Annotated in this window: 2 protein-coding genes; both read left to right on the forward strand. The window is 45.3% G+C overall.

Going from position 1 to position 2308, the window contains the following annotated elements:
* On the forward strand, positions 1–1478 hold a 1478-nt coding region (fusA, locus tag B3O33_RS05455), incomplete at its 5' end, for an elongation factor G (RefSeq protein WP_292363156.1).
* Between the two features lie 143 nt (positions 1479–1621).
* Positions 1622–2308: NAD(P)/FAD-dependent oxidoreductase (locus B3O33_RS05460; protein ID WP_292363157.1), on the forward strand; the 687-nt coding region annotated here is incomplete at its 3' end.

Raw genomic sequence — 2308 nt, forward strand, 5'->3', positions numbered from 1 at the left:
TTGAAGAATGGCGTGAAAAACTGATCGAAACCGCTGTTGAGCAAGATGACGATCTGATGGAAAAATATCTGGAAGGTGAAGAGCCTTCTGTTGAAGATCTGAAAAGATGTATCCGTAAAGGTACATTGAAACTGGACTTCTTCCCGACTTACTGCGGTAGCTCATTCAAAAATAAGGGTATGCAGTTAGTTCTGGATGCCGTTGTTGATTACCTGCCAGACCCAACGGAAGTTGATCCTCAACCAGAAGTTGACCTGGAAGGTAACGAAACCGGTAAACACGCTATCGTTGATATCAAAGGCCCGTTACGCGCCTTGGCATTCAAAATCATGGATGACCGTTTCGGTGCTTTGACTTTCGTTCGTGTCTATTCTGGCGAGCTGAAAAAAGGCGACACCATCCTCAATACTTTCACCGGCAAAACAGAGCGTGTAGGTCGTATGGTGGAAATGCATGCCAATGACCGTAACGAACTGGATTACGCTCATGCCGGTGATATCATCGCCATCGTGGGTATGAAAGACGTACAAACTGGTCACACCTTATGTGACCCGAAAAATCCGGCCACATTGGAACCAATGGTATTCCCGGATCCTGTTATCTCAATCGCGATTGCGCCTAAAGATAAAGCCGCCGCTGAAAAACTCGGTGTTGCACTGGGTAAAATGATTAAAGAAGATCCTTCATTCCGTGTTGAAACCGACGACGATAGCGGTGAAACCATTATGAAAGGTATGGGTGAATTACATTTGGATATCAAAGTTGATATTCTGAAACGTACCCATAACGTTGATGTAATTGTTGGTGAGCCGCAGGTTGCTTACCGTGAAACGATTACGCAAAAAATCGAAGACAGTTACACCCACAAGAAACAATCGGGTGGTTCTGGTCAATTCGGTCGTATTGACTACATCATTGAACCAGGTGAACCAGGCAGCGGTTTCAACTTTGAATCAACCGTAACCGGTGGTAGTGTTCCTCGTGAATACTGGCCAGCAGTTGAAGCTGGCTTTAAGAAAATGATGGGCCGTGGTGTGTTGGCTGGCTTCCCATTACTTGATGTTAAAATTAACCTGTTCGATGGTGCATTCCATGCTGTGGATTCATCAGCAATGGCCTTTGAAATTGCTGCGATGGGCGCTTTCCGTCAAACGATTCCAAAAGCGGGTCCACAATTGCTGGAACCTATCATGAAAGTAGACGTGTTCTGCCCGGATGATAACGTCGGTGATGTTATCGGTGACTTGAACCGTCGTCGTGGCATGATCAAATCGCAGGACGCGGGCGCTACTGGCGTACGTATCAAAGCTGAAGTGCCACTGAGTGAAATGTTCGGTTACATCGGCACTCTGCGTACTATGACTTCTGGTCGTGGTCAGTTCTCTATGGAGTTCCTGCACTACCTGCCATGCCCACGTAACGTGGCAGAAGAAGTTATTAAAGAAGTTAAAGAGCGTGAAGCTGCTGCGAAAAAATAAGCAGTTTGCTAAAAGTTCGATTGAGAAAGGGGCGTTTATCGCCCTTTTTTTTTGGCCAGAATTTGACCTTAACTCAGGTTAGCCCTGACTTGAAATAAGTAGGCTATGCTGAGGTTTACTAATAGTGGTCAAGGCTGAAAAAAATGGATCTGAAAAGCGGTTATCCCTTCTGGGCGATTAAAAATGGATTAATGCGAACCTTTCCGGCACTGGACCATAATATTGTGTGTGATGTGGCCATTATCGGAGGGGGGATTACCGGCGCATTGATTGCTGATGATCTCAGCTCAAATGGTTATGCAGTGGCGGTTATCGAACAGCGTGATATCGGCTGGGGCAGCACCGCTGCCAGTACGGCATTACTGCAATATGAAATAGATACCCATCTGACCGAGCTTGCCGCTTTATATGGCGAGGTTGATGCATTAAAAGCCTATCGGGCTTGTGCAGAGGCTATTACCGATCTGCAAACACTTGCTGAAACAGTCGGTGATGTTGATTTTGAAATGCAGGACAGTCTGTATTACGCCAGTCGCCGTCGTGATAAACAACCGCTCAAAGATGAATTTTTGTTACGACAAAAACATGGATTTGATGTTGAATGGTTGGAACCTGATGGCATTAAAAAACAATATGGTTTTAAATCTTCTGGCGCCATACTTAGTAAAAAAGCCGCTCGAATTGATCCTTATCGCTTAACCCATAAATTGCTCGACAGAATGCAAAGCAGTGGATATCACGTCTATGATCGGACGGAAATAAAAAATTTGAAGCCTTCTGCTGAGCAAGTTGAGTTAACGACTACATCGGGATTTAAGATTAGCTGCCAG

Origin of the sequence: Methylophaga sp. UBA1464, from assembly GCF_002325665.1 — a bacterium.
Classification (GTDB): Bacteria; Pseudomonadota; Gammaproteobacteria; order Nitrosococcales; family Methylophagaceae; genus Methylophaga.